The 23088-nt window shown below is 67.0% G+C and carries 22 protein-coding genes, 2 tRNA genes and 1 rRNA gene; 14 read left to right on the top strand and 11 right to left on the bottom strand.

All coding sequences use genetic code 11. From position 1 onward, the window contains the following. Window positions 1-23: 23 nt before the first annotated feature. Window positions 24-683 (bottom strand): protein-L-isoaspartate O-methyltransferase family protein, encoded by a 660-nt coding sequence (locus ACVCMI_RS16935; RefSeq protein ID WP_395120275.1) that lies wholly within the window; start codon window positions 681-683, stop codon window positions 24-26. Window positions 684-999: 316 nt separating this feature from the next. On the opposite strand from ACVCMI_RS16935, the gene ACVCMI_RS16930 reads away from it, so the two are divergent. Then, complete coding sequence (locus ACVCMI_RS16930) at window positions 1000-1599, top strand: TetR/AcrR family transcriptional regulator (protein WP_395136006.1); 600 nt, start codon at window positions 1000-1002, stop codon at window positions 1597-1599. A 110-nt stretch (window positions 1600-1709) separates the two neighbouring features. Continuing rightward, window positions 1710-2324, top strand: coding sequence for a ferritin-like domain-containing protein (locus tag ACVCMI_RS16925; protein ID WP_447098008.1), 615 nt, complete (start codon window positions 1710-1712; stop codon window positions 2322-2324). Between the two features lie 21 nt (window positions 2325-2345). On the opposite strand, the gene ACVCMI_RS16920 is transcribed toward ACVCMI_RS16925, so the two are convergent. After that, window positions 2346-3362 carry a zinc-binding alcohol dehydrogenase family protein gene (locus tag ACVCMI_RS16920; RefSeq protein WP_447098009.1) on the bottom strand — a complete coding sequence of 339 codons (1017 nt, stop codon included), beginning with the start codon at window positions 3360-3362 and terminating at the stop codon, window positions 2346-2348. Between the two features lie 213 nt (window positions 3363-3575). On the opposite strand from ACVCMI_RS16920, the gene ACVCMI_RS16915 reads away from it, so the two are divergent. Further along, a complete protein-coding gene (locus tag ACVCMI_RS16915) occupies window positions 3576-4595 on the top strand; it encodes a DUF2333 family protein (RefSeq protein ID WP_447098010.1) in 1020 nt (339 codons plus the stop codon). A 60-nt stretch (window positions 4596-4655) separates the two neighbouring features. Here the strand turns inward: ACVCMI_RS16915 and ppa are convergent, their stop codons facing one another. From ppa to ACVCMI_RS16885, 6 genes are all read right to left on the bottom strand, one after another. After that, on the bottom strand, window positions 4656-5201 hold the full coding sequence (gene ppa / locus ACVCMI_RS16910) for an inorganic diphosphatase (protein ID WP_395120270.1): 546 nt from the start codon (window positions 5199-5201) through the stop codon (window positions 4656-4658). 71 nt (window positions 5202-5272) lie between these two features. Continuing rightward, window positions 5273-6127 carry a 2OG-Fe(II) oxygenase gene (locus tag ACVCMI_RS16905; protein WP_447098011.1) on the bottom strand — a complete coding sequence of 285 codons (855 nt, stop codon included), beginning with the start codon at window positions 6125-6127 and terminating at the stop codon, window positions 5273-5275. An 84-nt stretch (window positions 6128-6211) separates the two neighbouring features. Beyond that, complete coding sequence (locus ACVCMI_RS16900) at window positions 6212-8302, bottom strand: prolyl oligopeptidase family serine peptidase (RefSeq protein ID WP_447099520.1); 2091 nt, start codon at window positions 8300-8302, stop codon at window positions 6212-6214. A 190-nt stretch (window positions 8303-8492) separates the two neighbouring features. Further along, window positions 8493-10565 (bottom strand): sodium-translocating pyrophosphatase, encoded by a 2073-nt coding sequence (locus ACVCMI_RS16895; RefSeq protein ID WP_447098012.1) that lies wholly within the window; start codon window positions 10563-10565, stop codon window positions 8493-8495. 162 nt (window positions 10566-10727) lie between these two features. Further along, window positions 10728-11177 (bottom strand): RcnB family protein, encoded by a 450-nt coding sequence (locus tag ACVCMI_RS16890; protein ID WP_447098013.1) that lies wholly within the window; start codon window positions 11175-11177, stop codon window positions 10728-10730. Between the two features lie 160 nt (window positions 11178-11337). Next, window positions 11338-12615 carry a 6-phosphofructokinase gene (locus ACVCMI_RS16885; protein WP_395120266.1) on the bottom strand — a complete coding sequence of 426 codons (1278 nt, stop codon included), beginning with the start codon at window positions 12613-12615 and terminating at the stop codon, window positions 11338-11340. A gap of 189 nt (window positions 12616-12804) precedes the next feature. Here ACVCMI_RS16885 and ACVCMI_RS16880 point away from each other — a divergent pair, with 189 nt between their 5' ends. The 6 genes from ACVCMI_RS16880 to ACVCMI_RS16855 are packed head-to-tail and all read left to right on the top strand — an operon-like array spanning window position 12805 to window position 18086. Next, window positions 12805-13389: an adenylate kinase gene (locus ACVCMI_RS16880; RefSeq protein WP_027484899.1), complete on the top strand. Its 585-nt coding sequence runs from the start codon at window positions 12805-12807 to the stop codon at window positions 13387-13389. Between the two features lie 44 nt (window positions 13390-13433). Next, window positions 13434-14906 carry a UDP-N-acetylmuramate:L-alanyl-gamma-D-glutamyl-meso-diaminopimelate ligase gene (gene mpl / locus ACVCMI_RS16875; protein ID WP_447098014.1) on the top strand — a complete coding sequence of 491 codons (1473 nt, stop codon included), beginning with the start codon at window positions 13434-13436 and terminating at the stop codon, window positions 14904-14906. Between the two features lie 45 nt (window positions 14907-14951). Beyond that, window positions 14952-15554 carry an LON peptidase substrate-binding domain-containing protein gene (locus ACVCMI_RS16870; RefSeq protein ID WP_395120264.1) on the top strand — a complete coding sequence of 201 codons (603 nt, stop codon included), beginning with the start codon at window positions 14952-14954 and terminating at the stop codon, window positions 15552-15554. Window positions 15555-15598: 44 nt separating this feature from the next. Continuing rightward, window positions 15599-16423, top strand: a complete 825-nt coding sequence (locus tag ACVCMI_RS16865; RefSeq protein ID WP_447098015.1) for an SDR family oxidoreductase — start codon at window positions 15599-15601, stop codon at window positions 16421-16423. Then, window positions 16420-17670 (top strand): acetylornithine/succinylornithine family transaminase, encoded by a 1251-nt coding sequence (locus tag ACVCMI_RS16860; protein WP_447098016.1) that lies wholly within the window; start codon window positions 16420-16422, stop codon window positions 17668-17670. The genes ACVCMI_RS16865 and ACVCMI_RS16860 overlap by 4 nt, the downstream gene beginning before the upstream one ends. Beyond that, complete coding sequence (locus ACVCMI_RS16855; RefSeq protein ID WP_447098017.1) at window positions 17667-18086, top strand: VOC family protein; 420 nt, start codon at window positions 17667-17669, stop codon at window positions 18084-18086. Before ACVCMI_RS16860 ends, ACVCMI_RS16855 begins: the two co-directional genes overlap by 4 nt. A 1-nt stretch (window position 18087) precedes the next feature. Here the strand turns inward: ACVCMI_RS16855 and hemL are convergent, their stop codons facing one another. Continuing rightward, window positions 18088-19371 (bottom strand): glutamate-1-semialdehyde 2,1-aminomutase, encoded by a 1284-nt coding sequence (gene hemL, locus ACVCMI_RS16850; RefSeq protein WP_447098018.1) that lies wholly within the window; start codon window positions 19369-19371, stop codon window positions 18088-18090. A 7-nt stretch (window positions 19372-19378) separates the two neighbouring features. After that, window positions 19379-20014, bottom strand: coding sequence for a thiamine phosphate synthase (thiE, locus tag ACVCMI_RS16845; protein ID WP_447098019.1), 636 nt, complete (start codon window positions 20012-20014; stop codon window positions 19379-19381). A 108-nt stretch (window positions 20015-20122) separates the two neighbouring features. Here thiE and ACVCMI_RS16840 point away from each other — a divergent pair, with 108 nt between their 5' ends. Continuing rightward, the gene (locus ACVCMI_RS16840) at window positions 20123-20320 is read left to right on the top strand and encodes a rubredoxin (RefSeq protein ID WP_395120258.1); all 198 of its coding nucleotides are present in this window, start codon (window positions 20123-20125) and stop codon (window positions 20318-20320) included. 107 nt (window positions 20321-20427) lie between these two features. After that, window positions 20428-20619, top strand: coding sequence for a hypothetical protein (locus ACVCMI_RS16835; protein ID WP_447098020.1), 192 nt, complete (start codon window positions 20428-20430; stop codon window positions 20617-20619). Window positions 20620-20865: 246 nt separating this feature from the next. Here ACVCMI_RS16835 and ACVCMI_RS16830 read toward each other — a convergent pair whose 3' ends face one another. Beyond that, entirely contained in the window at window positions 20866-21060 is a 195-nt protein-coding gene (locus tag ACVCMI_RS16830) for a hypothetical protein (RefSeq protein WP_395120256.1), read from the bottom strand. An 8-nt stretch (window positions 21061-21068) separates the two neighbouring features. Here ACVCMI_RS16830 and ACVCMI_RS16825 point away from each other — a divergent pair. The 3 genes from ACVCMI_RS16825 (at window position 21069) to ACVCMI_RS16815 (ending at window position 22988) form a co-directional block, all read left to right on the top strand. After that, window positions 21069-22614, top strand: a 16S ribosomal RNA gene (locus ACVCMI_RS16825). Window positions 22615-22796: 182 nt separating this feature from the next. Then, window positions 22797-22873, top strand: a tRNA-Ile gene (locus tag ACVCMI_RS16820). A gap of 39 nt (window positions 22874-22912) precedes the next feature. Next, a tRNA-Ala gene (locus ACVCMI_RS16815) sits at window positions 22913-22988 on the top strand. The last annotated feature ends 100 nt before the right edge of the window (window positions 22989-23088 follow it).

Below are 23088 nucleotides of genomic sequence, written 5' to 3'. Positions count from 1 at the left end.
ATCGGGGACGTCGGGGAGGGGGTCTACAGAACGAATCGCGGCGCCGGCTCGGCATGCACCAGATACGGCAGGTCGGTCTCGAACAGGCCTTGCGCGCGCAGTTCGCCGGTCGCTTCGAGAACCAGCAGGTTGGCGCGCTGCACCGGCGACTGTCCGCTCACCACGAACGCGCGGCCACCGGGCTTGAGCCACGCGCGCCAGCGCGACGGAACTTCCGCCACGGCGCCGGTGACCACCAGCACGTCGAACAAGCCATCCGGCTGCCACGCGCGCACCGCCTCGCCGGTGACCAGGCTGGCATTGCCGATGCCGGCGTGACGCAGCCGCTCGCTCGCGGCGGCGGTGAAATCGGCATGGATGTCCACGCTGACCAGTTGTGCCGACAGGGTGGCGAGGCACGCGCTGAGATAGCCCGAGCCGGTGCCGATTTCCAGCACGCGGTCGGTGGCCTGCACGTCCAGCGCCTGCAACACGCGGCCCTCGACCACCGGCTTCATCATCACCTCGCCATGGCCCAGCGGCAGGCACAGATCGGCGAAGGCCAGCTGCCGGTGTTCGGCGGCGACGAAATCCTCGCGGCGCACGCGGCTGATGACGTCGAGCACGCGGCCGTCGAGTACCTCCCACGGACGCACCTGGTTCTCCACCATGTTCGTGCGTGCCTGTTCGAAATTCATCGCCATCTGTGCATGCCTGCGCTGTCCCGGAAGAACCCGGAAGGATAAGCTCTGCCACCTGCCGCGACAATGGCGGCGCCGCTTGGCACCTAGCCTGACGGCTGCGCCACGGTGCACGAAGTGCCGGAAGTCATCGGCGCTGCGTGACGTCCGTCACCCCGCCGTGCGCATCGGATCGACCGCCGCCCATGGCCGGATTGCCGCCGCGTGGCAAATAAATAAACCGAAGCGTATACTAAAGGCTGATCATTTGTATTTGAAGGTGGAGGACATGAGTACCAGCGCGCCCATCAGAGCCCAGGGACCCGGTCGCCCGAAGGACATGGAGAAGCGTGCGGCCATCCTGGCAGCGGCCAAGGCGTTGTTCATCAGCAACGCTTTCAGTGGCACCAGCATGGATGCCATCGCCGCCGACGCCGGCGTGTCCAAACTCACCGTCTACAGCCATTTCGGCGACAAGGACAACCTGTTCCGCGAAGTCATCCGCTCGCGCATCCAGGACCTGCTGCCGGAGGAAACCTACCGCTTCGACCCGCAGGCGGACATCCGCGAGACCTTGCTGCGGGTGGCGCTGACCCATGCCCACCTGGACTGCAACGCCGAAACCGTGGGCACCTTCCGCGCCATCCTCAGCGACTGCCGCCAGGGCAACCCGCGCTACGGCAAGCTGATCTGGGAAGAAGGCGCCACGCGCACCCATGGCCTGATGGAACGCCTGCTGCAGCAGGCGGTTGACGCCGGCAAGCTCGACATCGACGACGTGCGCCGGGCCAGCATGCAGTTCCTCACCCTGATCAAGGGCAACCTGATGATGCGGCAGATGTTCGGCTGCACGAATTGCCCGGAAAGCTACCTGCAGGAAATCGAGACGACCGCGCGCGCGGGCGTGGACACCTTCCTGCGCGCCTTCCTGCCGCGCTGACCACGCCAAGTTCTTCACCCGGCTTTCTCGGGCCGGTGCCCATGCTCTGCCGATATCCGTGCGCCGGAAAGCTCATCGCAGCCGGCGCCACCCGTCCGCAGGAGCAAGCCATGGCCAAGACCAAGCCGTTCGTCAGCGACATCGAGAACATCCGCAAACGCGCCCGCCAGGACATCGACAAGGGCGCGATGACCGCCGGCTACAAGGCCGACCGCGCCACCGTGGTGACCCTGCTCAATCACGCCCTGGCCACCGAGATCGTCTGCGTGCTGCGCTACAAGTACCACTACTACATGGCCTCGGGCATCCACTCGCAGGCGATCAAGGAAGAGTTCCTGCAGCACGCCAACGAGGAACAGGGACACGCCGACCTGCTCGCCGAGCGCATCACCCAGCTCGACGGCAAACCGAACCTGTCGCCCGAGGGCCTGCTCACGCGCAGCCACTCCGACTACGTCGAAGGCGAGGACATCGTCGACATGATCAAGGAGGACCTGGTCGCCGAGCGCATCGCCATCGACAGCTACCGCGAGATGATCGACTACGTGGGCACCGCCGACCCCACCACCCGCCGTGTGCTGGAAAGCATCCTGGCGATGGAGGAAGAGCACGCCGAGGACATGAACACCTTGCTGGAGCAGCTCGGCAAGAAGGGCGAGCCTGCCAAGCCGGCACCCTCGACCAGGGCCAGCGGCGGGAAAGCGGTGGCCCGCAAGCGCCGCTGATGGCACCGTCGATCGGCCGCCCTACCAGCCGGCCAGCACCAGCTTGCCGATGCTGCTGCCCGATTCCAGCCGGCGATGTGCCTCGCGCAGATTCGCCGCGTTGATCGGGTTCAGCGTCTCGCGCCGGATGCCCCTCAACTCGCCGGCATCCACCCGCTCTGCCACGCGGGCGAGAATGCGCCCCTGCTCGGCCATGTCCGCCGTGTGGAAGCGCGCGCGGGCGAACATGAACTCCCAGTGGATGCCGATGCATTTGGCCTTGTACGGATCGCCGATGCGCAGCGCGCCATGCGGTTCCACGATCAGGCCGACGTGGCCTTGCGGCGCCAGCAGCGCGCCGAGTTCGTCCCAGTAGGCATCCGTGTCGGCGAGATTGAGTGCGGCGTCGACGGTCGCGAAACCCAGCGCGGCGAGTTGTGGCGCCAGCGGCTGTCGATGGTTCACCACGTGCTGCGCGCCCATCGCGCGGCACCAGTCGGTACTGTCGGCACGCGAGGCGGTAGCGATCACGGTGAACCCCGCGCGCCGCGCCAGCTGGATCGCGATCGAGCCGACGCCGCCGGCGCCGCCAATGACCAGCAACGACTGGCCCTCGCCGCCGTGCTCGCTGTCGAACGGCATGCGCTGGAACAGCAACTCCCACGCGGTGATCGCCACCAGCGGCAGCGCCGCGGCGTCGGCGAAATCCAGGCTGCGCGGCATCGCCGCGGCCAACTGCGCGTCCACCAACTGGAACTGCGCATTGCTGCCCGGCCGGGTGACGTCGCCCGCGTAATACACGCGATCGCCCGGCTTGAAACCTGCCACCGCGCTGCCAACGGCTTCCACCGTGCCGGCGGCGTCGTAGCCCAGCACTTTCGGTTGTGCTTCCACGTGTGGCTTCGGTGCGCGCAGCTTGGTATCGACCGGATTCACCGACACGGCCTCGACGCGCACCAGCAGGTCGCGCCCGCCCGGCGCGGGTGTGGGCAGTTCCACGTCGAACAGCGATTGCGGATCGTCGATCGGCAGGTAGCGGGTGAGGGCGACGGCTTTCATGTGGATGTCTCCGGGGCGGCGGGTAAACATCGGTGAGCGAACGCGCTGCGCGATGCGCCGTCGGGCGATGGCAAGCATACGGCGATGGCACGGCCTCGCGGCAAAGCCTGTGCGGCGGAACCTCGCCGCCGCGAGCGAGATGCGCCCGACAGCGCCGGGGTGGTCGCGTTGTAAGCTGCGGACTTCGCTCGCCACCTCCGCAGGAGCCGTCCGATGTTGACCCCTGACACTTCCCCCGCGCCGCGCCGCGGCCTGCGCCGGGCGATCCTGGCCGTGGTCGCCGTGCTGGTGCTGCTGATCGCGGCGTCGATGTGGTGGTGGGATACCGAGCCGGCGCTGTTCGATCCGGTGGCGGCCACCCAGGCCCGGATGCAGGAATTGAAGCGGCCGGTGAGTACCGGCGCCACCACCACGGTCACCCTGATCGCCTCGGTGCGCACCCTGCTCGACAAGCGCGGCGGCTACCTCAGCAACGACAAGCTGCCGCCGGGCGTGCTGCTGGACAACCTGCCGAACTGGGAATTCGGCTCGCTGACCGCTTCGCGCGACCTGGTGCGTGCGCTGCGCAACGACTTCAGTCGCTCGCAGACGCAGTCGACCGAGGACAAGGACCTGGCCGGGGCCGACCCGCTGCTCAACAGCCCGAACGACCGCTGGCTGCTGCCCAGCTCGGAGAGTCAGTACCGCAAGGCGATCAAGTATCTGGACGGCTATCTGGTCCGGCTGGGCGATACCGACGACAGCAATGCGCACTTCTACGCGCGCGCCGACAACCTGGCCGATTACCTGCAGCTGGTGTCGTCGCGGCTGGGCTCGTTGTCGCAGCGGCTGTCCGCCAGCGTGGGCCAGATCCGCATCGGCGACGTGGACGCCTCCGATCCGGTCAGCGCATCCACCGTGGCCGCGCCCGGCGGCGGCCGGCTGGTCAAGACCCCGTGGACGCAGATCGACGACAACTTCTACGAAGCACGCGGCTACACCTGGACGCTGCTGGAACAGCTCAAGGCGATCCAGCGCGATTTCGGCCCGATCCTGCGCTCCAAGCACGCCGACGTGAGCCTGGAACAGGTGATCCGCGAGCTGGAGGAGGCGCAGCGCCCGCTGCACAGTCCGATGGTGCTGAACGGTTCGCCGTTCGGTTTCTTCGCCAACCATTCTCTGGTGATGGCGAACTACGTGTCGCGCGCCAATGCGGCGCTGATCGACCTGCGCGAGTTGCTCAAGCGCGGCTGATGCGGCCCCAACGCAAGAGCCCCGCACGGGCGGGGCTCTTGCGTTGCATCGCCTTCGGGCTCAGGCCTTGGAGCCGTGCTCGGCCTTGTAGCGGGCGATGCCGGCCAGGATTTCGGCCTTGGCCTCTTCGGCACCGACCCAGCCCTCGACCTTGACCCACTTGCCCTGCTCCAGATCCTTGTAATGTTCGAAGAAGTGGCCGATGCGCTGCAGCCAGTGCGGCGAGACGCCCTTCATGTCGTTGATGTGGGCGTAGCCCGGGAACACCTTGGGCGAGGGAATCACCACCAGCTTCTCGTCGGCGCCGGCCTCGTCGGTCATCTGCAGCATGCCGACCGGGTGGCAGCGGATCACCGAGCCCACGGCCAGTGACAACGGCAGGATCACCACCGCGTCCAGCGGGTCGCCGTCGCCGCCCAGGGTGCCCGGCACGTAGCCGTAGTTGCACGGGTAGCGCATCGGCGTGGACAGGATGCGGTCGACGAAGATCGCGCCCGATTCCTTGTCCACCTCGTACTTGACCGGCTCGGCGTCCTTGGGGATCTCGATGATGACGTTGATTTCGTTTGGCACGTCGCGACCGGCGGGGACAAGATGCAGACCCATGGGAATCCTCAAGCGGGGGAAAAACAGTCCGCTAGGATACGCCAAACGCTGCTGCATCGCAGCACCGCTTGTCAGCCGCGACCGCCCTGGCGGTAGGGCCGCTCGCGCAGCCACTTGGTGGCGATCCATTTTTCACCGCAGATCACCGGCAGGCCGGCGTGCAGCGAGCGGGGGTCGCCGCCTTCGTAGGCGAAATAGACGGCCGAACCGCGGCGCGCGGTGACGGTCAGGCCCAGCTCGGGGAAGGCGGTGCCGCCGCCCAGTTCGGGCGTGTTGAGGTACATCACCACGCTGGCGATGCGCTGGCCACCGGAACGGGTGATGGCGTCGTAGCCGGGCAAGGCGGGGTCGAACCAGTCGAAATGCGGCTCGTACTCCTGGCCCGGGCGGTAATGCAGGATCTGCAGCCCTTCGCCGTGGTTGACCGGCAGGCCGAGCAGGCCGGCCAGGCGCTGCTCGATGCGCGCGATCAGCGGCCGTTCGCCGATAGAAAAGAACATGCCTTCGCTGGTGCGGCGCTGGTCCACCTGCTGTTTGCCGTCGTCGTCGACGGTCAGCGCGCGCGCCAGCCGCGGCCGCGCCAGCTCGATCAGTTCGGCGCATTCGGCGTCGTCCAGGATGTTTTCCAGCACGCGCAGCGGCGGTTCGTCGACGCTCAGCGACACGCCGATGGCGTGGCCGTCGACGCAGACCGCCGGCGCCTCCGGGTGTCTGGTGCGCAGGCCGCGCGGTGCGGGCGAAGTGGTGCCGGCGTTGAGCGCGGCCAGCGGCAGCTTCAGCACTTCGGCGACGATGCTGCGGCTCTGGCGCGGGTCGTAGCCGTTGTCCTTCATCAGCTTGAGCACGTCCGGCACGCCGTGGCCGGCCCGTGTGGTGGCGAGGATCCACTCGCGCAATTCATGGCTGATGGCGGTGCGTGACGGCATGGCGGAAAGGCTTGCGATCGGCGTGTCAGCATACTTCAGCGACCACTTTCGCCGCACGCCCGCGCGAGCGTGCGGCGGTCACCGCTACTTCAGCTGATCCCACAGGAAGTCGTAGGCCATCGCGTGCATGTGGGCGGACTGCTGGTTGTCCGCGCCGGCGCCGTGGCCGCCTTCGAGGTTCTCGTAGAACCACACGTCGGGGTGGCCTTGCGCCTGCATCTTCGCGGCCATCTTGCGCGCCTGCACCGGACCCACGCGGTCGTCGCTGGTGGCGGTGTAGAACAGCACCGGCGGATAGTGGCCGTCTTTTTTCACGTTCTGGTACGGCGAGAAGGTCTTGATGAAGTTCCAGTCGGCGGTGTCCGGGTTGCCGTATTCGGCCATCCACGACGCGCCGGCGGAGAGGTGCGAATAGCGCTTCATGTCCAGCAGCGGCACTTCGCAGGCGATCGCGCCGAACAACTGCGGATACATGGTGAGCATGTTGCCCATCAGCAGGCCACCGTTGCTGCCGCCTTCGGCGCCCAGGTGCCCGGGCGAGGTGACGCCGCGCTTGATCAGGTCCTGCGCGACGGCGGCGAAATCCTCGTACGCGCGCGGGCGGTTCGCCTTCAGCGCCGCCTTGTGCCAGCGCGGGCCGTACTCGCCGCCGCCGCGGATGTTGGCTACCACGTAGACGCCGCCGCGATCGAGCCAGGCGCGGCCGATGCTGCCGCTGTAGTGCGGCAGCAGCGACACTTCGAAGCCGCCGTAGCCGTACAGCAGGGTGCGGTTGGCGCCATCCAGCTTGATGCCCTTGGGCGCGATCTCGAAATACGGTACGCGGGTGCCGTCCTTCGAGGTCACGAAGTGCTGGCTGACGGTGAACTTCGACGCGTCGAAGAACGCCGGCTCCTGCTTGATCGTCTCCGCCGGCGTGCTGCCCAGCACGCCGCGTTCGAGCGATGCGGGGGTGAGGAAGCCGGCCACGTCGAGCCAGTACTCGTCGCTGTGGTCGGGGTCGGTGTCGACCACGCTGACCGTGCTGAGCGCCGGTGCACCCGGCAGCACCTCGGGATGCCAGCCGTCGTCGGCGCCCGCCATCCGCGGCGGAGTGAGCACTTCCAGCCGACTCTTGACGTCATCCAGCACGTCGAGGATCAGGTGGTTGCGGGTCCAGGCGTAGCTGGACAGCGCGGTGTGCTGGTCGGGCTTGAACAGCACGGTGAACTCGCGCTTGCCGGCGATGAAGTCGTCGAAGCGGATGGCCAGCAGCGCTCCTGAGGGATAGGTGGCGCCGCCGACCGTCCATGGTGAGCGCGTCTGCACCAGCAGCCATTCGCGGTGGGCGTTGGCATCGGCGTCGGTGGGCACGTCGAGGCGTGTCAGTTTGCCGCCGTGGCGCAGGAACAGCTCGCTGTGGAAGAAATCCTTGGCCACCGACACGAAGTCGCGCTCGTAACCCGGCGTGCGGTCGTGGAACGCACTGACCGCGAGGTCGTCGTGCTTGCCCTCGTGCACGGTCGCGGCGGCCGACAGCGGCGTGCCGCGCTTCCACTCCTTGACGATGCGCGGATAGCTGGAGGCGGTCATCGAACCGGGGCCGAAGTCGGTGCCCACGTAAATGGTGTCCTCGTCGATCCAGCCGACATCGCTCTTGGCCACCGGCAGCTCGAAGCCGCCCTTCACGAAGGCCTTCTTCGGGATGCTGAACTCGCGCACCGCCACCGCGTCGCCGCCGTCGGGCGACAGCGACACCAGGCAGCGTTCGAACGCCGGCTTGAGGCATTGCACGCCCTTGAACACCCAGCGCTTGCCCTCGGCCTTGTTCAGCGCGTCGATGTCCAGCAGCACCTCCCATTTCGGCTCGGCCTTGCGGTATTCGGCCAGGGTGGTGCGGCGCCAGACGCCGCGCGGGTGGGTCTTGTCGCGCCAGAAGTTGTACAGCTCGCCGCCCATGCGGTTGACGTAGGGAATGCGTGCGTCCGAGTCGAGTACCTGCAGGATCGCGTCGCGTGTCTTGTCGAAGCTGGCGTCGCTGGCGAAGCGCGCCTGCGTGCGCGCGTTCTCCTGTTTCACCCATTCCATCGAGCGGGTGCCGTGGATGTCTTCGAGCCACAGCCAGGGATCGTCGGTGGCGGCCTGGTCGGCAGGGGTTTTCGCGGTTGGGGTATCGCTGGCGTCGGCAGGATTCATGCCCGCCAGTGTGACGCCGAGTGCCAGGGTGAGCCAGACCAGTCGCATGAGGTTTCTCCTTTGGGGGCGAGCGCGGAATTGCCGGCGATCGAGCGGATCCCATGCGGCCGCTGGCCGTCGGGCGCCGGTGGCGGCGAACGAAAATCCCGCCGCAGCGGGATTTTCGTCGAGCCGGATGGGATGGCTTCGGTTACAGCAGCGGGATCATCAGCAGCGCCACGATGTTGATGATCTTGATCAGCGGGTTCACCGCCGGGCCGGCGGTGTCCTTGTACGGGTCGCCCACGGTGTCGCCGGTGACCGCGGCCTTGTGCGCCTCGGAGCCCTTGCCGCCGTGGTGGCCGTCCTCGATGTACTTCTTGGCGTTGTCCCAGGCGCCGCCGCCGGTGGTCATCGAGATTGCCACGAACAGGCCGGTGACGATGGTGCCGATCAGCACGCCACCGAGCGCCTTCGGCCCCAGCAGCAGGCCGACCACGATCGGCACCGCCACCGGCAGCAGCGACGGCACGATCATCTCGCGGATCGCCGACTTGGTCAGCATGTCCACCGCGCGCGAGTACTCCGGCTTGCCGGTGCCCTGCATGATGCCGGGGATGTCGCGGAACTGGCGGCGCACTTCCTCCACCACCGCGCCGGCGGCGCGGCCGACGGCCTCCATCGCCATCGCGCCGAACAGGTAGGGGATCAGGCCGCCGATCAGCAGGCCGATGATCACCATGTGGTCGGACAGGTCGAAGGTCAGCGGGGAATACGCCGTGCCCGCGGCCAATGCCTTGGCCTGGGCGGCGACGTCGAGGTTGTGCGTGTAGTCGGCGAACAGCACCAGCGCGGCCAGCGCGGCCGAGCCGATCGCGTAGCCCTTGGTCACCGCCTTGGTGGTGTTGCCGACCGCGTCCAGCGGATCGGTGACGCCGCGCACTTCCGGCGGCAGGTCGGCCATCTCGGCGATGCCGCCGGCGTTGTCGGTGATCGGGCCGTAGGCGTCCAGCGCCACGATCATGCCGGCCATCGACAGCATGGCGGTGGCGGCGATCGCGATGCCGTACAGGCCGCCCTGGCTGTAGGCACCCCAGATCGCCGCGCAGATCACGATCACCGGCATCGCGGTCGCCTTCATCGACACGCCGAGGCCGGCGATGATGTTGGTGCCGTGGCCGGTGGTCGAGGCCGCCGCGATGTGTTGCACCGGCTTGTACTGCGTGCCGGTGTAGTACTCGGTGATCCACACGATCAGGCCGGTCAGCACCAGCCCGATCAGCGCGCAGTGGAACAACGCGTGGCTGGAAATGACGCTGCCGTCGCCGGCGGCCAGGCCCTGCGGCAGCAGGCTGCCGGTGACGAACCAGAACGCGACCGCCGAGAGCAGCGCCGACACGATCACGCCCTTGTACAGCGCGCCCATGATCGAGCCACCGGCCTTCACCCGGACGAAGAAGGTGGCGATGATCGAGGCGATGATCGACACGCCGCCGAGCAGCAGCGGGTACAGCACGGCAGCGAGGTTGTCGGCGAAGGTGAGACCGGCCAGCAGCATGGTGGCGATCACCGTCACCGCGTAGGTCTCGAACAGGTCGGCCGCCATGCCGGCGCAGTCGCCCACGTTGTCGCCCACGTTGTCGGCGATCACCGCCGGGTTGCGCGGGTCGTCCTCGGGGATGCCGGCCTCCACCTTGCCGACCAGGTCGGCGCCGACGTCCGCGCCCTTGGTGAAGATGCCGCCACCCAGGCGCGCGAAGATCGAGATCAGCGAGCTGCCGAAGGCCAGTCCGACCAGCGCGTGCAGTGCGGTCTCGCCGGTGACGCCGAAGTGGCCGAGCACCAGCCAGTAGCCGGCCACGCCGAGCAGGGCCAGTCCGACCACCAGCATGCCGGTGATCGCGCCGCCGCGGAACGCCACGTCCATCGCCGCACCGAGTCCGCTGCGCGCCGCCTCGGCGGTGCGCACGTTGGCGCGCACCGAGACGTTCATGCCGATGTAGCCGGCCGCCCCGGACAGGATCGCGCCGAGCAGGAAGCCGATCGCGGTCGGCCAGTTGAGGAAGAAACCGATCAGCAGCAGCAACACCACGCCGACCAGGCCGATGGTGGTGTACTGGCGGTTGAGGTAGGCGCGTGCGCCTTCCTGGATGGCCGCGGCGATCTCCTGCATCCGTTCGTTGCCCGGCGATTTCGCCAGGATCCAGCGCGCGGACAGCGCGCCATACAGAACCGCCACCACCGCACACGCAACGACGATCCACCAGCCATACTGCTGCAGCATCGGAGCCTCCCCATGGGTTGTAAGTGGCCGTCCGGAACGGGCGGTCCCGGGGAGTATAGGCAGAGGCGACGGCGCAGGCCGTTGTGCGGCGCAGCGCCGTCCATCAGCGAAAAGGGCCGTGCACGGATGCACGGCCCCCGGATCGGTCAGCCTGGTGCGGACTCAGCGCAGGGCGTAGTCCAGGATGATGCCGGTGGCGATTGCGACCAGCAGGTAGTCGTTGTCCGCGCGCACCCAGTGGTAGCCGCGCGGCGGCGGGCGCAGGCGGTAGTAGCGGTAATCGCGCACGACGTAGGTCGGACCGTAGTAGCGGTGGCCGCGTTCCCAGCGATGGTGGCGCACCGGGTAATAGCGCGGGCCGGCGTAGCGGTAATCGCGGTGTCCGTAGCCATAGCGGCGGTCATCATGCCGGCGCCAGTCGCCGTGGCGGCGGTCGTCGTGCCAGCGGCGGTCGTCATGGCGGCGGTCGTGGCCACGGTCGTGACCCCGGTCGTGACCCCGGTCGTGGTCGTATCGGCCGTGGTCGCCCGGACCGGGGCCGGGAGCGGCCAGCGCGATGCTGCCGGTGCCGAGCAGGGCGAGGGCGATGAGCAGGCGGTGGATGAGTTTCATCTCAAGTCTCCTCCCGTGGAGGGTCGTGGCCGTAACGGCACGGCGATCGACCCGGGCAGGATGGAGCGTAAGAAGCTGCGGCTGAACGCAAGCCTATGCGGGCGCCCCGGTTTTCAGGTGGCGCTCAGCACGGTGACGCCGGTCACGGAAGCCGTGGAGTTCAGCGCCCGAATGCCGCCAGCTTCTTCGTCACCGCCGTGTTCTTCAGCCGCACGTAGCGCGGCAGGCCATCCTTGCCGTAGGGCAACGGCGCCTCGCCGCGGATCAGCGGGGCGAGGTAGCGGCGGGCGGCGGCGGTGATGCCGAAGCCGTCGCGGCTGATGAAGTTCTTCGGCATCTTCTTCTCGCGGTTGGCGATCTTCGCCAGCGGCGCGGGCGCGATCTTCCAGCGGTACGGCGCGTCGGACGTGCGCACGATCACCGGCATCACCGCGTTCATCCCGGCCAACGCGTAGTCGACCGCGGCCTTGCCCACGGCGTACGCCTGCTCGGCGTCGACCTGCGAGGCGGCATGCCGCGCCGAGCGCTGCAGGTAGTCCGGCAGCGCCCAGTGGTATTTGTAGCCGAGCTTTTCCTTCACCAGCGCGGCCAGCACCGGCGCCACGCCGCCGAGCTGGCTGTGGCCGAACGCGTCGCGCGTGCCGGCCTCGGCGAGGAACTGGCCGGCCGCGTTGCGCACGCCTTCGGAGGCGACCACGGTGCACCAGCCCACCCGTTCGACGGTGGCTTGCACCTTGGCCAGGAACGCCGCCTCGTCGAACGCGTTCTCGGGGAACAGGATGAGGTGAGGTGCCGCGTCCGCATCGTCGCCGGCGAGGCCCGCCGCGGCGGCGATCCAGCCGGCGTGGCGGCCCATCACTTCGAGGATGAACACCTTGGTCGAGGTCTCGGCCATCGAGGCCACGTCGAGGCTGGCTTCCAGCGTGGAGATCGCGGTGTACTTCGCCACCGAGCCGAAGCCCGGGCAGCAGTCGGTGACGGCGAGGTCGTTGTCCACCGTCTTCGGCACGCCGATGCAGCGGATGTCGTAGCCGAGCGTCTTGCCGATCTGCGAGAGTTTCAGCGCGGTGTCGGCCGAATCGTTGCCGCCGTTGTAGAGGAACCAGCGGATGTCGTGGGCGCGGAACACCTCGATCAGCCGCTCGTATTCGCCGCGGTTGTCCTCCAGCGATTTCAGCTTGTAGCGGCACGAACCGAACGCGCCGCCGGGGGTGTGGCGCAGCGCGGCGATCGCGGCGGCCGATTCCTTCGAGGTGTCGATCAGCTCCTCGCGCAGCGCGCCGAGGATGCCGTTGCGCGCGGCGTACACCTTCACGCCCTTGCCGCGGGCGGCCTCGATCACGCCGGCGGCGGTGGCGTTGATCACCGCGGTGACGCCGCCGGACTGGGCGTACAGCAGGTTGCCGGTGACGGCGGGGGAACGGCGGCTCGGGCTCATGGGATCCTCGATAGGGCAGTGGAAGCGTGGCAACGGTGCCGGCAAATCTTTTTATGCAACAAATACTTGGCCGGATGCGACGAAGGTCGCTGTTTGACGGCACCCGGTGCAGCGGCTAATTTGACGGCAATTTCGTGCATCGGGCGGGCTGCTGCAGCGTGCGGCGGCCCGCCGAACTCGTGGAGTATTATGCGACTCGTCCTACTTGGCGCGCCCGGTTCGGGCAAAGGTACGCAGGCGGCCCGGCTGAAAACGGCGCTGGGCGTTCCGCATATCTCGACCGGCGACATGCTGCGCGCCGCCGTCGCCGCGGGCACCGCGATGGGGCTCAAGGCCAAGGCGGTGATGGACGCCGGCCAGCTGGTCTCCGACGACATCCTGCTCGGCATGCTGGAAGAGCGCCTGGCCCAGGCCGACGCGAAGGCCGGCTTCATCCTCGACGGCTACCCGCGCAACCTGGCCCAGGCCGACGCGCTCGACCACCTGCTGGCCAAGCTCGGCCAGCCGCTGGACGCGGTGGTGAAGCTGGAGGTGCCGAACCAGGCGATCATCGGCCGCTGCGAAATCCGCTTCAAGGCGGAGGGCCGCGCCGACGACAACCCGGACACCGTGCGCAAGCGCCTGGCCATCTATGCCGAGCAGACCGCGCCGGTGGCGGATTTCTACGCCGGCCGCGGCAAGCTGCAGGTGGTGGACGGCGTCGGCGAGCTGGCCGAGGTCACCGCGCGGATCGAGCGCGCGCTGCAGAACGAAGCTGCCGCCGCGAACGGCTGAGCGCTTCCCGCTCCGGCGGAGCGGATTTCACGGAGTCGCTCGGCATGCGTCTGCACATCCTCGGCATCTGCGGCACCTTCATGGGCGGCGTCGCCGCGCTCGCGCGCGAACTGGGCCACGCGGTCGAAGGTTCCGACGCCAACGTCTACCCGCCGATGAGCACCCAGCTGGAGGCGCTCGGCATCGGCCTGATGAGCGGCTACGCCGCCGAACACCTGCAGCCGGCACCCGATCTGGTCGTGGTCGGCAATGCGATGACGCGCGGCAATCCGGCCGTCGAGTACCTGCTCGATGCGCGCCTGCGCTACGTCTCCGGCCCGCAGTGGCTGGGCGAGACGGTGCTGGCCGAGCGCGACGTGCTGGCGGTGGCCGGCACCCACGGCAAGACCACCACCACCAGCCTGCTGGCGCATTTGCTGGAGAGTGCGGGGATGGCGCCGGGGTTTCTGGTCGGTGGCGTGCCGGGGAATTTCGGGGTGTCGGCGAGGCTGGGGAGCACATCGGGACACGCAAGCCCCGGACCCTCATCCGGCGCTGCGCGCCACCTTCTCACCCGCGAGGGGACTCCCCAAGGGTCGCCGGCGGGAGAAGGGAGTGTCGTGCCGCCGGTGGCGGCGCCATTTGTGATTGAAGCGGACGAGTACGACACCGCGTTCTTCGACAAGCGCTCGAAGTTCGTGCACTACCGCCCGCGCATCGCGATCCTCAACAACCTCGAGTACGACCACGCGGACATCTTCCCCGACGTGGCCGCGATCCAGCGCCAGTTCCATCACCTGGTGCGCACCGTGCCGGGCAACGGCCGGCTGATCGTCAATGCGCACGACGAGCGCCTCGCCGAGGTGCTGACGATGGGCTGCTGGACGCCGGTGGAAACCTTCGGCATCGGCCGCGGCGACTGGCAGGCCACGCTGATCGAGGCGGACGGCTCGGCCTTCGCGGTGCATCGCGGCGGCGAGCGGCTCGGCGAGGTGCGCTGGCCGCTGCTGGGCCAGCACAGCGTGATGAACGCGCTGGCCGCGCTGGCCGCGGCGACGGCCGCCGGCGCCGATCCGCGTGCGCTGCTGCCGGCGTTCGCCAACTTCGAGAGCGTGAAGCGACGGATGGAACTGGTCGGCGAAGTGAATGGCGTGCGCGTGTACGACGACTTTGCCCATCACCCCACCGCGATCGCCACCACCCTGGCCGGGCTGCGCGCGAAGGTCGGCGACGCGCGCATTCTGGTGGCGCTGGAGCCGCGTTCCAACTCGATGCGGCAGGGCGCGCATGCGGAGGCGCTGGCGCCGTCGCTGGCCGACGCCGATGGCGTGTTGATCCTCCAGCGTGCCGAGTTGCCGTGGGACGCCGGTGCGGTGACGGCAGCCCTCGGCGGCCGCGGCGCCGCGGTGCCGACCGTCGACGCGCTGATCGCCGAGTTGGGTCGGCAGGTGCGGCCGGGCGACCAGGTGGTGTTCATGTCCAACGGCGGTTTCGAGGCTGCGCCGCGGCGCTTCGTCGAGCGTTTGCGCGGCGCCTGATGCTGGGCGCAGACCGTCGTGGTGGGCACTGGGTACACTCGGCCGATGGCCGTCAAATCCGAGCTGCTCGACATCCCGCTGTTCCCGCTCTCCTCCGTGCTGTTTCCCGGTGGGCGGCTGCACCTGCGCATCTTCGAGCCGCGTTATCTGGATCTGGTGCGCGAATGCTGCCGTGACGGCAGCCCGTTCGGCGTGTGCCTGATCCTGGCCGGGCGCGAGACTGGCGAGCCGGCCGTGCCGGCGGCGATCGGCACGTTGGCGCGCATCAGCGATTTCCAGCGCGACGAGAACGGCCTGCTCGGCATCGTGGCCGAAGGGGGTGCGCGCTTTCGCGTTTCGCGCAGCCGCGCGCGCGCCGATGGCCAGTTGCGCGGCAACGCCGAACGCTGGCCCGGCGAGCCGGTGCAGGAGGTGCCGGTGGAGTTCGCCCTGCTGCAGAGCATCCTCGAACGACTGATCGAGACGATGGCGCCGCATTGGCGGCATGCCGCACGCAGCGACTACGAAGATGCCAGCTGGCTGGGTTTTCGCCTGGCCGAACTGCTGCCGCTGGACACCGGCGAACAACAGCGCATGCTGGAGTTGACCGATCCGTTGCAGCGCCTGGCCGAGCTGCGCGACATCCTGCCGCGCTTCCAGAAGGCGTGAGCGGCCCGGCTACACTGGACGTTCATCCCACGGAGTCGATTCGCATGAGTTCGCTCGCTGGCAAGACCTTGTTCATCACCGGCGCCTCGCGCGGCATCGGCCTGGCGATTGCGCGCCGGGCCGCACGCGACGGCGCCAACATCGTGATCGCGGCCAAGAGCGCGGTGCCCAATCCCAAGCTGCCCGGCACCATCCACACCGCTGCGGCCGACATCGAAGCGGCGGGCGGTCGTGCGCTGGCGCTGCAGGTGGACATCCGCGAGGAGGCCGAGGTGGTCGCCGCGGCGGCGCGGGCGGCGGAGCATTTCGGCGGCATCGACATCGTGGTCAACAACGCCAGCGCGATCTGGCTGGCCGGCACCGAAGGCACGCCGATGAAGCGCTTCGACCTGATGCACCAGGTCAACACCCGCGGCACCTTCCTGGTCACCCAGGCCTGCCTGCCGTACCTGAAGAAAGCGACCAACCCGCATGTGCTGATGCTGTCGCCGCCGCCCAGCCTCGATCCGAAATGGTTCGCCCCGCATGTCGCCTACACCATCGCCAAGATGGGCATGAGCCTGTGCGTGCTGGGCATGAGCGCCGAGTTCGCCCCGCTCGGCATCGCGGTCAACGCGCTGTGGCCGCGCACGGTAATCGCCACCGCCGCGATTGCGATGATCGACGGCGTCACCGCCGGGCAGTGCCGCCGTCCGGAGATCGTGGCCGATGCCGCCCACGCCATCCTGACCCGGCCGGCCCGCGACTACACCGGCCATTTCGCGATCGACGACGAAGTGCTGCGCGAAACCGGCGTGACCGATTTCGACCAGTACGCCGTCGAGCCCGGCGCCGAGTTGTTGCCGGACCTGTTCCTGGAGCGCTCATGAGCTCGCCCGAACAGGAACTGCTGGACCTCGGCAAGCGTTACTGGCTGCCGGTCTACAAGCCGCGCGAGCTGGTGCTCGATCACGGTCGCGGGTCGCGCGTGTGGGACACGCAGGGCCGCGACTACATCGACTTCGGCGCCGGCATCGCGGTGAACTCGCTGGGACACCAGGACCCGGATCTGCTCGCTGCGCTGGCCACTCAGGCGCACAAGCTGTGGCACGCCAGCAACGTGTTCTACACCGAGCCGCCGCTGCGCCTGGCCGAGGAACTGGTCGTGGCTTCGGGTTTCGCCGAGCGCGTATTCCTGTGCAACTCCGGTGCGGAGGCGAACGAGGCGGCGATCAAGCTGGTGCGCCGCTGGGCGGCCGCGCAGGGGCGCCCGGCGGAGCGACGCATCATCGTCACCTTCAAGGGTTCCTTCCACGGTCGCACGCTGGCCACGGTGACCGCGACGGCGCAGCCGAAATACCAGGCCGGATACGAGCCGCTGCCTGCCGGCTTTCGCTACCTCGACTACAACGACGCGGCAGCGCTGGAACTGGCCTTCGAGGCCGGCGGCATTGCCGCCGTGATGCTGGAGCCCATCCAGGGCGAAGGCGGTGTGGTGCCGGCGGCGCCGGGTTTCCTCGAACGCGTGCGCGAGCTGTGCGACGAGCACGACGCCTTGCTCGTGCTGGACGAAATCCAGTGCGGCATGGGCCGCACCGGCGAGCTGTTCGCGCATGGCCAGGTCAAGCCGGACGTCGTCACCCTGGCCAAGGCCCTGGGCTGCGGTTTCCCCATCGGCGCCATGCTGGCGGGACCGAAAGTGGCCGACACGATGCAGTACGGGTCGCACGGCACCACCTTCGGCGGCAATCCGATGGCCGCCGCGGTGGCGCGCGTGGCGCTGGCCAAGCTGGCCTCGCCGGCGATCCTTGCCAACGTCGAGCGCCAGGCCAACGATTTGCGCGCGGGCCTGGCCCGGATCAACCAGCAACTGGCACTGTTCGACGAAGTGCGCGGGCGTGGCCTGATGATCGGTGCCGTGCTGGCGGATGCTTACAAGGGCAGGGCCGGCGACATCCTCGACCACGCCGCGGCTCGCGGCTTGCTGCTGTTGCAGGCCGGCGCGGACGTGCTGCGCTTCGTGCCGCCGTTGTCCATCACCGACGAGGAACTGGCCGAAGGCCTTTCCCGCCTGCACCACGCGTTGAACGATTTCGTCGCAGGCGGGAAACCCGCGACAGACAGGAGTGGACCATGAAATATCTGCACACCATGGTGCGCGTGCGCGACATCGATGCCTCGCTGCGCTTCTACTGCGAAGGTCTGGGTCTGCGTGAAGTACGCCGCATGGAAAACGCCCAGGGCCAGTTCACCCTGGTATTCCTGGCTGCGCCGGACAGCCCCGAGGCGGAAATCGAGCTGACGTACAACTGGGGTTCCACCGAGGATTACGGCAGCGCGCGCAATTTCGGCCACCTCGCCTTCCGGGTGGAGGACATCTACGCCACCTGCCAGCGGTTGCTGGACATGGGTTACACCATCCATCGCCCGCCGCGCGACGGCCACATGGCGTTCGTGCGTTCGCCCGACCTGGTTTCCGTCGAACTGCTGCAGGAAGGCCACTTGCCGCCGCGCGAACCGTGGGCGTCCATGCCCAACACCGGCAGCTGGTGAATCAGCCGCGCGCGTCGCGCAGGGCGCCGCGTGCAGCCTCCAGCGTATCGGCGATGTCCTGGTCGCTGTGTGCGCTGGACATGAACCCCGCCTCGAAAGCGGAAGGCGCCAGATACACGCCGCGCTTCAGCATGCCGTGGAAAAAGCGATTGAACAGCGCAACGTCGGCGGCCGTGGCCTGCGCGTAGCTGTTCACTCGCCCGGCGCTGAAGAACAGGCCGAACATGCCGCCCACGCGGTTCGTGCTGAACGCCACGCCCTCGCCGTCGGCGACCGATTGCAGGCCGTCGCAGAGCAGACGCGTGCGCGCGGCCAGACGATCATGGAAGCCGGGCGCCTGGATCAGCTCCAGCATCGCCAGGCCCGCGGCCATCGCCACCGGATTGCCGCTGAGCGTGCCGGCCTGGTAGATCGGGCCCGACGGAGCAATCTGCTCCATCAGGTCCCTGCGGCCGCCGTAGGCGCCGACCGGCATGCCGCCGCCGATGATCTTGCCGAACGTGGTGAGGTCCGGCATGACGCCGTAATGCGCCTGCGCGCCGCCCAGCGCCACCCGGAAACCGGTCATCACCTCGTCGAAGATCAGCACGGCACCATGTCGTGTGCACAGTTCGCGCAGGCCTTGCAGATAGCCGTCCACCGGCGGGATGCAGTTCATGTTGCCGGCAACCGGCTCGATGATCAGCCCGGCGATCTCGTCGCCCAGTTCGGCGAACAGCGCCTGCGCGGCAGCGAGGTCGTTGTACGGCAGGGTGAGCGTGAGATCCGCATTTGCCTTCGGCACGCCCGGCGAGGTCGGCACGCCGAAGGTCAGCGCACCGGAGCCGGCCTTGACCAGGAAGCTGTCGCCGTGGCCGTGGTAGCAGCCCTCGAACTTCACGATCTTGCTGCGGCCGGTGGCGCCGCGGGCGAGCCGGATCGCCGACATGGTCGCCTCGGTGCCGGAATTGACCATGCGCACCATCTCGATCGACGGGATCAACCGCGTGATCGTTTCGGCCATCACCACTTCGGCTGCGCACGGCGTGCCGAAGGAAAGGCCGTCACGCACCGCGCGTTCCACCGCCTCGCGCACGGCGGGATGGTTGTGGCCGACGATCATCGGGCCCCACGAGCCGACATAGTCGATGTAGCGCGTCCCTTCGACATCCCACAGATACGCGCCATCGGCGCGGGCGGTAAAGAACGGTTCGCCGCCGACCGACTTGAATGCGCGCACCGGCGAATTCACGCCGCCGGGCAACAACGGAAGGGCGCGCTGGAACAGTTCGTGGTTGGTCGTCATCGGATTCTCAAGGATTGGGCGAGGGAAACAGCCGGGCGAAACGCTGAGCCGCGTCGCGCACGTCGGGCGCAGCGAACAGGGAGGAAATCGAAGCCACGTAATCGGCGCCGGCCTCGATCAGCAAGGCAGCATTGTCCGGCGTGATGCCGCCGATCGCCACCCGTGCCACGCCCAGCGCGGCGCTTTGCCTCAGCAGATCCACCGGGGCGATCGTTGCCTGCGGCTTGGTCGGCGACGGATACATCGCACCGAACGATACGTAACTGGCGCCGGCCTGTGCCGCGCTGCGCGCGTCGGCGAGCGAGTCGCGACAGGCGACGCCGATGATGGCGGTTGGGCCAAGGCGTTCGCGGGCCGTGCGGATTGTGTCGACCGAGTGCGCCAGATGCACGCCATCGGCACCGACGGCCTGCGCCAGCGCCGCGTCCTCGTGGATGATCAGCGGCACCGCATGCCGCCGGCACAATTGCGCGATCGCCGTGGCCTCGGCGTGGCGGCGCACATCGCCGGGCTCCTCGTCCAGATATTGCAGCAGCCGTGCGCCGCCGGCCAGCGCCTGTGCCACCACGTCGAGCAGGTCGGGGCGCGGTCCGTTGGTGATCGCGTACAGGCCACGTTGTGCGAGCGTAGTGGGGTGTTTCATGGGCGGATTTCCGAGTGGCGTGAAGATGGCCGGATCATTGTCGTGCTTTCGCATTGTCGGTCGAGTTGCGAGAATGTCCTATTCCCAGTCATCCGAAGAAGCCCGACCATGAGCCAGAGTTCCCCCGGTGCCGCTGCCACGCGCAAATGGATGTGCGTCGTATGCGGCTACATCTACGATGAATCGCAGGGCGTCCCCGACGAGGGCATCCCGGCAGGCACGCGCTGGGAAGACGTACCCGAGACCTGGACCTGCCCGGATTGCGGCACGACCAAGGACGACTTCGAGATGATCGAGATCGACTAAGCGCAGCGTTGCGCCCGCAAACGGCCAGACCCTGCCGGCGAACTGGCCGCGCCGACTGCTCTGATGAACTCGCGCACGGATGGTGCGCGCCGGATCAGGAGCATCCCATGCTGCGGTTCATTCCCTTCGAAGATGACTGGGACGCGTTCGAACGCATGCGCCCGGAAGATTTCATCCCCTATCGAGTCGGCTTGCTGCCTGAACCGGCGCTCGCGACTCCGCCCACGCGCGCCGTGGCGCTGTTGCCGGAGACCTGTCCGGCGCGGCCGCTGTTTTCGCGTGGTGCTGCGGGATCCTGATGCAGGCCAACCCTCTGCGCGATGGTGCGGCGAGGCCGTTCCACGGCCCTCGGCGCTCCATTGCCTGGAAGAAACTGCACGCAGACCCTTCCCACGAACGCCGCGGGGCGCTATCATGCTCGCCCCTTCGACGACAGGCCCTGTCGGCGAAGATTCCGCAACAAAACACCGTCGAAATTTTTCCATCGAGGGTGTTGACGGTCTCGGAAAGCGATGTAGAATGGGCGGCTCACCCGGGACGAAAGGTCACGGGGCGATCACCGAAAGGCGGTCGGGCAGCGAAGATCTTTGACAGTGTGCGCAGGTGAATTGTGTGGACGTCTTGCGTTGATGGGTCGTGACCTGTCCAAGCAATGCAAGCGTCCCACCAAGTAAAAAGTCAGTAATGAGTTTTGATTGGTTGGGAACATACGCTTCGGAAAGATAGATGGCTTCGGTCATCGAAAACTTAAGTGAAGAGTTTGATCCTGGCTCAGATTGAACGCTGGCGGCATGCCTAACACATGCAAGTCGAACGGCAGCACAGAGGAGCTTGCTCCTTGGGTGGCGAGTGGCGGACGGGTGAGTAATGCATCGGGATCTACCCTGACGTGGGGGATAACCTCGGGAAACCGGGACTAATACCGCATACGTCCTACGGGAGAAAGCGGGGGACCTTTTAGGCCTCGCGCGGCAGGACGAACCGATGTGCGATTAGCTAGTTGGCGGGGTAATGGCCCACCAAGGCGACGATCGCTAGCTGGTCTGAGAGGATGATCAGCCACACTGGGACTGAGACACGGCCCAGACTCCTACGGGAGGCAGCAGTGGGGAATATTGGACAATGGGCGCAAGCCTGATCCAGCAATGCCGCGTGTGTGAAGAAGGCCTTCGGGTTGTAAAGCACTTTTATCAGGAGCGAAATCTGCATGCTTAATACGTGTGCAGTCTGACGGTACCTGAGGAATAAGCACCGGCTAACTTCGTGCCAGCAGCCGCGGTAATACGAAGGGTGCAAGCGTTAATCGGAATTACTGGGCGTAAAGGGTGCGTAGGCGGTTCGTTAAGTCTGTCGTGAAATCCCCGGGCTCAACCTGGGAATGGCGATGGATACTGGCGAGCTAGAGTGTGTCAGAGGATGGTGGAATTCCCGGTGTAGCGGTGAAATGCGTAGAGATCGGGAGGAACATCAGTGGCGAAGGCGGCCATCTGGGACAACACTGACGCTGAAGCACGAAAGCGTGGGGAGCAAACAGGATTAGATACCCTGGTAGTCCACGCCCTAAACGATGCGAACTGGATGTTGGTCTCAACTCGGAGATCAGTGTCGAAGCTAACGCGTTAAGTTCGCCGCCTGGGGAGTACGGTCGCAAGACTGAAACTCAAAGGAATTGACGGGGGCCCGCACAAGCGGTGGAGTATGTGGTTTAATTCGATGCAACGCGAAGAACCTTACCTGGCCTTGACATGTCCGGAATCCTGCAGAGATGCGGGAGTGCCTTCGGGAATCGGAACACAGGTGCTGCATGGCTGTCGTCAGCTCGTGTCGTGAGATGTTGGGTTAAGTCCCGCAACGAGCGCAACCCTTGTCCTTAGTTGCCAGCGAGTAATGTCGGGAACTCTAAGGAGACTGCCGGTGACAAACCGGAGGAAGGTGGGGATGACGTCAAGTCCTCATGGCCCTTACGGCCAGGGCTACACACGTACTACAATGGTCGGTACAGAGGGTTGCAATACCGCGAGGTGGAGCCAATCCCAGAAAGCCGATCCCAGTCCGGATTGGAGTCTGCAACTCGACTCCATGAAGTCGGAATCGCTAGTAATCGCGGATCAGCTATGCCGCGGTGAATACGTTCCCGGGCCTTGTACACACCGCCCGTCACACCATGGGAGTGGGTTGCTCCAGAAGGCGTTAGTCTAACCGCAAGGAGGACGACGCCCACGGAGTGGTTCATGACTGGGGTGAAGTCGTAACAAGGTAGCCGTATCGGAAGGTGCGGCTGGATCACCTCCTTTCGAGAACGACACGTCGCACCGATCGGTGCAAGACGTCCACACAAGACACCTGTATTTTACGCAAAGTCCCTTTTGCGAAGAGCGAACATCAAGACCGGCCATCCGTGGCCGGACTCTTCAACAAAAGCTGCTCCGAACGGAAGTTCGAGAGAGGCTGGTGTAGGTTCTGGGGCTCGATCTCTGGGTCTGTAGCTCAGGTGGTTAGAGCGCACCCCTGATAAGGGTGAGGCCGGTGGTTCGAGTCCACCCAGACCCACCATTGTTCCGAGGTTCGGAACAATCCGGATATCCCTTCGACGGGGCCTTAGCTCAGCTGGGAGAGCACCTGCTTTGCAAGCAGGGGGTCATCGGTTCGATCCCGATAGGCTCCACCAGGATGTCGCTGCGTAAAATATCAGCACACAAAAGATTTGAAATCGACCGGCATTGAGGCCGGCACGATGTTCTTTGAAAACACGTAAACGAGTGACAAGC

It is taken from the genome of Rhodanobacter sp. UC4448_H15, assembly GCF_052978265.1.
This window is presented reverse-complemented; position numbering and strand designations above follow the sequence as displayed.